This window comes from Oxalicibacterium sp., from assembly GCF_035565035.1.
Lineage (GTDB): Bacteria > Pseudomonadota > Gammaproteobacteria > Burkholderiales > Burkholderiaceae_D > Oxalicibacterium.
Map to the genome: position 1 here is coordinate 1 of NZ_DATMTD010000074.1, position 7,414 is coordinate 7,414.

Annotated in this window: 6 protein-coding genes; 1 reads left to right on the top strand and 5 read right to left on the bottom strand. The window is 56.1% G+C overall.

Annotation, left to right across the window (positions count from 1 at the left end):
• Positions 1 to 701 (bottom strand): hydroxypyruvate isomerase family protein (locus tag VN114_RS06935; protein ID WP_325513343.1); only part of this gene is annotated, 701 nt, incomplete at its 3' end.
• A gap of 1 nt (position 702) precedes the next feature.
• The gene (gene gcl / locus VN114_RS06940; protein ID WP_325513345.1) at positions 703 to 2,451 is read right to left on the bottom strand and encodes a glyoxylate carboligase; all 1,749 of its coding nucleotides are present in this window, start codon (positions 2,449 to 2,451) and stop codon (positions 703 to 705) included.
• Positions 2,452 to 2,556: 105 nt separating this feature from the next.
• Between gcl and VN114_RS06945 the strand changes: the two genes are divergently transcribed.
• Positions 2,557 to 3,513, top strand: coding sequence for a LysR family transcriptional regulator (locus VN114_RS06945; protein WP_325513347.1), 957 nt, complete (start codon positions 2,557 to 2,559; stop codon positions 3,511 to 3,513).
• 106 nt (positions 3,514 to 3,619) lie between these two features.
• On the opposite strand, the gene pntB is transcribed toward VN114_RS06945, so the two are convergent.
• From pntB to panD, 3 genes are all read right to left on the bottom strand, one after another.
• Complete coding sequence (gene pntB, locus VN114_RS06950) at positions 3,620 to 5,026, bottom strand: Re/Si-specific NAD(P)(+) transhydrogenase subunit beta (RefSeq protein WP_325513349.1); 1,407 nt, start codon at positions 5,024 to 5,026, stop codon at positions 3,620 to 3,622.
• Positions 5,027 to 5,039: 13 nt separating this feature from the next.
• The gene (locus VN114_RS06955; RefSeq protein WP_325513351.1) at positions 5,040 to 6,638 is read right to left on the bottom strand and encodes a Re/Si-specific NAD(P)(+) transhydrogenase subunit alpha; all 1,599 of its coding nucleotides are present in this window, start codon (positions 6,636 to 6,638) and stop codon (positions 5,040 to 5,042) included.
• A 113-nt stretch (positions 6,639 to 6,751) separates the two neighbouring features.
• Positions 6,752 to 7,117 (bottom strand): aspartate 1-decarboxylase, encoded by a 366-nt coding sequence (gene panD / locus VN114_RS06960; protein WP_325513353.1) that lies wholly within the window; start codon positions 7,115 to 7,117, stop codon positions 6,752 to 6,754.
• Positions 7,118 to 7,414 lie beyond the last annotated feature (297 nt).

The following is a 7,414-nucleotide window of genomic DNA, read 5'->3' on the forward strand; positions in this document are numbered from 1 at the left end:
TTGTAGCCGATTTCGTCCAGGAACTTGAACAGGTAGGTGTAGTTGATTTCACCGGTGCCTGGTTCGAAGCGGCCTGGATTGTCTGCCAGTTGGAGATGAGGAATGACCGCGAGGTTGTTCTTGATCGTGTTCGCCAGTTCACCTTCCATGCGTTGCATGTGATAGATGTCGTACTGGAAGAACAGGTTGTCGGAACCGACCTTGGCGATGATGTCCAGAGTCTGCTTGGTGCCGGTCAGGAAGAAGCCAGGGATATCGAACGTGTTGATCGCTTCGATCAACAACGGAATACCTTCTGCCTTCAACTTGGCAGCCGCATATTTCAGGTTCGAAACCAGCGTGGCTTCGGCCTGTTCATGCGTCACGCCTGCAGGCACGATGCCGGACAGAATGTTGACTTGTTTGGTACCGAGCACTTTGACGTACTCGATTGCCTTGTCGACACCCGCCTTGAACTCTTCGACACGATCCGGATGGCAAGCGATACCGCGCTCACCACCAGCCCAGTTACCGGCCGGCAGATTGTGCAACACCATTTCCAGCCCGTTTTCCTTCAACTTCGCTGCGACGTCAGCCGCAGGGAAGTCGTACGGGAACAGAAACTCGACGCCTTTAAAACCGTTCTTTGCAGCTTGTTCAAAGCGATCCATGAATGGCACCTCGTTGAACAGCATCGTCAGATTGGCAGCAAGTTTCGTCATCTTAAGCACCTTTGACGTCGAGGATTTCTTCGAATTCGTTGATCGCGTTGATTTCGGTACCCATCGCGATGTTGGTGACGCGCTCGAGGATGATTTCAACAACGACTGGCACTTTGAATTCCTTGATCCACTCTTGCGCTTTTTTCAGTGCAGGAGCGATGTCGTCCGGGTTGTAGACGCGAATTGCTTTACAGCCGAGGCCTTCGGTGACTTTGACGTGATCAACACCGTACGAAGCGTTTTCGGTCGAGTTGATGTTGTCGAATGCCAGCGAAACGCAGTAGTCCATCGTGAACATGCGTTGTGCTTGACGGATCAGGCCCAGGTACGAGTTGTTCACCAACACGTGGATGTACGGCAGGTTGAATTGCGCGCCTGCTGCCAGTTCTTCGATCAGGAACTGGAAGTCGTAGTCGCCGGTGATGGCAACGATTTCGCTGGTTGGATCGGCAGCCCGGACACCCAGAGCAGCTGGAACGGTCCAGCCCAATGGACCTGCTTGACCGCAGTTGATCCAGTTACGTTCTTTGTACACGTGCAGGAATTGACCCGCAGCGATTTGCGACAGACCGATGTTCGAAACGTAACGTGCTGTCTTGCCGAACACGTTGTTCATTTCTTGATAAACGCGTTGTGGCTTGATCGGCGTGACGTCGAAATCCGTTTTACGCAACATCGTGCGTTTGCGTTCCTGGCACTCTGCCAGCCATGCATCGCGGTTTTTCAGTTTGCCGGCGGCTTTCAGTTCTTTCGCTACTTCGATCATCAATTTCAGTGCTGCGCCAGCGTCGGACGTGATGCCGAGGTCTGGGCCGAACACGCGACCGATTTGGGTCGGTTCGACGTCGATGTGAACGAATTTACGATCTTTGGTGAAGACGTCGATCGAACCGGTGAAACGGTTTGCCCAACGGTTACCGATACCGAATGCGAAGTCCGAAGCCAGCATCGTTGCATTGCCGTAGCGATGCGACGTTTGCAGGCCGACCATACCGACCATCAATGGATGATCATCAGGAACCGTGCCCCAGCCCATCAGGGTTGGAACGACAGGAACGTTGACCAGCTCAGCGAACTCGAGCATCAACGGGGTTGCGTTTGCATTGATCACGCCGCCGCCGGAGATCAGCAATGGACGCTCTGCAGCGTTCAGCATTGCGATTGCCGCTTCGATTTGCTTGCGGGTCGCTGCTGGTTTGTAAACCGGCAATGGCTCGTACAGATCCGGGTCGAATTCGATTTCAGCAACTTGCACGTCGAACGGCAAATCGATCAGCACTGGACCTGGACGGCCCGAACGCATGATGTGGAAAGCCTGCTGGAATACTTGTGGAACCAATGCTGGTTCGCGAACCATGACCGACCATTTGGTCACTGGCTTCGAAATCGATTCGATATCGACAGCCTGGAAGTCTTCCTTGTGCAGACGTGCGCGCGGTGCTTGACCGGTAACGCACAGGATTGGGATCGAATCGGCGATTGCCGAGTACAGACCGGTGACCATGTCGGTGCCGCCAGGGCCCGAGGTAGCGAGAGCGACGCCGATGTTGCCGGCTTTGGCGCGGGTGTAACCCTCAGCCATGTGTGTCGCGCCTTCTACGTGGCGTGCCAAGATGTGCTTGATCGTGCCTTGCTTCTGCATTGCCGAGTAAAACGGATTGATTGCTGCACCCGGAACGCCGAACGCCTGATCAATACCTTCTTTCTGCATAACCCAGACTGCTGCCTGGGCTGCTGTCATCTTTGCCATCATCTACCTCCAGTGAATGAAATTTTACTGGGGCGTAGTGTAATTGGTATGCAATAATTTGAGAATAGAATTTTTAATTAACCAATTAAGTACCCAGAGTATCGAATGGATAAGCTGAAACAGATCGAAGCGTTTGTCACCGCCGTCGATCACGCCAGTTTTGCCGCAGCTGCCTTGGCGCTGCAGGTTACGCCAGTGATGGTTGGCCGCAGAATCGATACTCTGGAGAAACGTTTGGGCGTCCGGTTATTGCATCGATCGACACGTAAGCTGGCGTTGACCGAAGAAGGCTCTGTTTTCCTCGAACATTGCCGCAAGTTATTAACTGAGCTGGATCAGGCCGAAAGCGCCATTTCCGACGGTCGCCACAAGGTCACCGGTCACCTGATCGTTTCCGCCCCCGCGTCATTCGGCCGCCAGCACGTCGCGCCGTACGCCCCGTCCTTTCTGCTGCAACATCCGGAATTGAAAATGTCGTTCAACCTGACCGACCGCGTGGTCGATTTGGTGCAGGAAGGCTACGACATGGGCATTCGCATCGGCGGCACGATCGAGCCGAATTTCGTCGCCATCAAGCTGGCGTCCAACAAACGCGTGGTCTGCGGAACGCCTGCCTATTTCAAGAAGCATGGCAAACCCAAAACGCTGGACGATCTGGCCAAGCACAATTGCCTGGCTTTCAACTTGCAAGGCGGACAACAACGCGGCTGGTACTTCAACCTGCGCGGCAAAACCGTTTCCGTCCGCGCCAATGGCAGCCTTGACTGCAACGACGGCGAACTGCTGCATCGCTGGATGACCGAAGGTCTCGGCATTGCATGGCGTTCGGTATGGGAAATCCAGAGCCAGCTGGAAAACGGCACGCTGGAAACCGTGCTCGACGATTACGCGATTCCCGAATACGACATCATGGCGGTCTATCCGCAACAGCGGAACGTCCCCGCCAAGGTTCGGCTGTTCATCTGGCATTTGAAGGCAATGTACAGTCAGCCCGGTTATTGGAGTCGCGAGGCGCCGGCCGATACGCAACCGCTGACGCCGTTCGAACTGCCGGCGGTCTGAGCGCGGCTCATCGGACAAATTCAATCGGACATATAACCGCACAAACTCAACCGACATAAAAAAAGCCGCATCGTCTGATGCGGCTTTTTGTGAAACGAAAGACGGCTTAGCCTTTCAGCGTTGCCAGCACTTCGTCCAGCATCTTCTTCGCGTCGCCGAACAACATGCGGTTGTTCTCTTTGTAGAACAGCGGGTTGTCAACACCGGCGTAACCGGAAGCCATCGAACGCTTCATCACGATCGACGTTTCTGCCTTCCAGACTTCCAGAACCGGCATACCGGCGATCGGGCTTTCCGGATCATCCTGTGCATCCGGATTGACGATGTCGTTCGCGCCAATGACCATGACAACGTCGGTATCCGGGAAATCTTCATTGATTTCGTCCATCTCCAGCACGATGTCGTACGGCACTTTCGCTTCCGCCAGCAACACGTTCATGTGACCAGGCATACGACCGGCAACCGGGTGAATCGCGAAACGGACGTTGGTACCTTTGGCGCGCAGGAACTTGGTGATTTCGTTAACCGTGTGCTGCGCTTGCGCAACCGCCATGCCGTAACCCGGCACGATGACGACGCTTTTTGCTTCGCGCAGCAGTTCAGCGGTTTCCTGTGCAGAAACAGGGGTTGCTTCGCCAACCTGTTCCTTGACAGCGCCGCCCGCCTTCGGAGCACCACCGCCAAAACCGCCGGCGATCACGCTGAAGAAGTTACGGTTCATTGCCTTGCACATGATGTACGACAGAATCGCACCCGACGAACCGACCAGCGCGCCGGTCACGATCAGGAGATCGTTGCCGAGCATGAAGCCGGTAGCCGAAGCTGCCCAACCAGAATAGCTGTTGAGCATCGACACCACGACCGGCATGTCGGCGCCGCCGATTGCCATCACCATGTGAATACCGAACAGGATCGCGATGACCGTCATGACGAGCAACGGCATCATGCCTTCAGCCGGTGTCGGCGCATTGATGAACTCGCGACCGAAATAGATGACGACAAGCAGACCGATCAGGTTGATGAAGTGACGTGCCGGCAACAGCAACGGCTTGCCGCCGATCTTGCCATTCAGCTTGCCGAAAGCGACCAGCGAACCCGAGAAGGTCACCGCACCGATCAGGATACCGATATAGATTTCCACTTCGTGGATGATCTTTTCAGCGCCTTCATAGTGCATCGACGGATCGATGTAGCTGGCGAAACCGACCAGGCAGGCAGCCAGACCGACGAAGCTGTGCATCAATGCGACCAGCTCCGGCATTTCGGTCATCTTGACCTTCTTGGCGGCGTACAGGCCAATGGCAGCACCGATCAGCAACGCGATGATGATCCATGCGTAGCCTTCCGGTGTAACGCGTGGGCCGAAGACCGTGGCGATCACGGCAACGCCCATACCGATCATGCCGTACAGATTGCCGCGGCGCGAGGTTTCCGGGTGCGACAAGCCGCCCAGACTGAGGATGAAAAGGATTGTTGCTCCGATATAGGAGACAGTAGCCAGATTTGCAGACATTGTGGTCTCCTTCTTAATTCTTACGGAACATGTCGAGCATGCGACGGGTAACGGCAAAGCCGCCGAACATATTGATTGCGGTCAGGGCGATGGCAACAGCGGCCAATACCTTGATCAGCATCTCAGGACGGGTAATGCCGTCAGCCAATGGTGGTGCAACCTGTACCAGCGCGCCGAGCACAATGATCGACGAGATGGCATTGGTCACGCTCATCAGCGGCGTATGCAATGCAGGCGTTACGTTCCAGACCACCATGTAACCAATGAAGCAACCCAGCACAAACACGGTCAAGTGACCGAGGAACGCGGTTGGCGCGCCCATGCCGATCAACCAGAAAATCAGTGCAGCGAAAACGAACATCGTTACCACGCGCTTTGGCGACGACACTGTGGTGCTAGGGCCATGACCGTGCGATGGTGCAGGCGCCGGCGCTGGCTTGGCCGCTGGAGCAGCCACTTGTTTCAGCGGGGGAGCCGGCCAGGTGATGCTGCCGTCCTTGACGACGGTCAGACCGCGAATGGCTTCGTCTTCCATGTTGACGTTGATGGTGCCATCAGTCGTCTTTTTACCTTCGGCGTCCTTGGACAACTCTTCGGTCAGGCGCAGCAGGTTGGTCGAGTACAGCGTGCTGGCTTGCTTAGGCAGACGGCTTGGCAGATCGGTGTAACCGACGATGGTCACGCCATGTTTCACCACGACCTTGCCAGGTTCGGTCAGTTCGCAGTTACCGCCTTGCTCGGCCGCCATATCGACGATCACGCTACCAGGTTTCATGGACTGAACCATGTCGGCGGTGATCAGCTTCGGAGCTGGTTTGCCCGGGATCAGCGCGGTGGTGATGATGATGTCGCATTCCTTGGCTTGCTGAGCGTACATTTCACGCTGCGCAGCCTGGAAACCTTCGGACATGACCTTGGCATAGCCGCCGCCGCCCGAACCTTCTTCGTCGTAATCGACCTTGACGAATTCGCCACCCAGCGACACGACCTGATCGGCCACTTCGGCACGGGTATCGTTGGCGCGCACGATGGCGCCCAGGTTGGCGGCGGTACCGATCGCAGCCAGACCGGCCACGCCAGCACCTGCGATAAAGACCTTGGCAGGAGGAACCTTGCCTGCAGCCGTGATCTGACCGTTGAAGAAACGACCGAAGGCATTGGCCGCCTCGACGACGGCACGATAGCCGCTGACGCCGGCGGTGGACGTCAATGCATCCATCTTCTGCGCGCGGGACAGCGTGCGCGGCAGCGCGTCCATCGCCAAAACAGTGACGCGTTTGGCGGCGAGTTGCTGCATCAATTCAGGATTCTGTGCCGGCCAGATGAAGCCGATCAGGGTGCTGCCTTCGCGGATCAGACCAACTTCCTCGGTGCTCGGAGCACGTACCTTGAAGACGATATCGGACGTCGACCACAAGTTGGCGGCGCCTTGCACGATCTGTGCACCGGCAGCGCGGTAAGTATCGTCGCTGAAGTTGGCTTCTTCGCCGGCGCCGGATTCGACGCTGACGGAAAAGCCCAGTTTGATCAGCTTTTCAACGACTTCGGGGACAGTCGCCACCCGTTTTTCTCCGGGGAATGTCTCCCGCGGCACGCCAATAACTAAAGACATGATTTCTCTCTCAAGTTGTTTAAATTCTTTATCGATCGACGCGACCGGCACACGAAAAAAACCCGGCGCAAGCGGCACAGAGGGCGCTGCCGGGTTGTTTGGTGCTGCAGCTTTTATTGCTGCTGTTTCAGTCCCGTGATGCGATTGTTCTCGTCGACAAAAACGATTTTCGGCACGTACGTTTCGATTTCTTCATCGCTCATCGGACCATAGGTGCAGATGATGAGCAGGTCGCCCAGATGGGCACGTCGTGCCGCCGCTCCGTTCAACGAGATTTCGCCACTGCCTCTTGCGCCCTTGATGGCGTAGGTGGCAAAGCGTTCACCGTTATTCACGTTATACAGCTCGATGCGCTCGCCGAACTTGATATCGGCGGCGTCCAGTAAATCCTCGTCAATCCCGCACGAGCCTTCGTAGTGCAGGTCGGCTTGCGTCACCGTTGCGCGGTGGATTTTCGACCTGAGCATGATGCGCTGCATGTTTCTTCCGTTTACTCAAATTTTTGCCCCGCACCGGAAAAGCGGTGGAGACAAATCAATTATGTATTTCCCTGGGTCGGCGCTTCCGCCAGCCTGAAGCAGGATGCCTGTCATTCCCGAAGCGCATGTACGCATGGCAGCGGGAGAATTCGGCCCGATCGGGTGATCGCCTGTCACCCCGGACTTTGCACATGGCGGCATACTTTTCCTGCCGGCGTCCGTCAAAAAGACACGGAACGCAAAACGAAGAGGATAATGCCAAACGCCCGCCAAGCAAAGGTTCGTGATTCTGCCGGT

Excerpts from the sequence above, each read along its gene's own strand:
- pntB (WP_325513349.1), bottom strand. The coding sequence starts at position 5,026 with ATGTCTGCAAATCTGGCTACTGTCTCCTATATCGGAGCAACAATCCTT.
- panD (WP_325513353.1), bottom strand. The coding sequence starts at position 7,117 with ATGCAGCGCATCATGCTCAGGTCGAAAATCCACCGCGCAACGGTGACG.
- VN114_RS06945 (WP_325513347.1), top strand. The coding sequence starts at position 2,557 with ATGGATAAGCTGAAACAGATCGAAGCGTTTGTCACCGCCGTCGATCAC.
- VN114_RS06955 (WP_325513351.1), bottom strand. The coding sequence starts at position 6,638 with ATGTCTTTAGTTATTGGCGTGCCGCGGGAGACATTCCCCGGAGAAAAA.
- gcl (WP_325513345.1), bottom strand. The coding sequence starts at position 2,451 with ATGGCAAAGATGACAGCAGCCCAGGCAGCAGTCTGGGTTATGCAGAAA.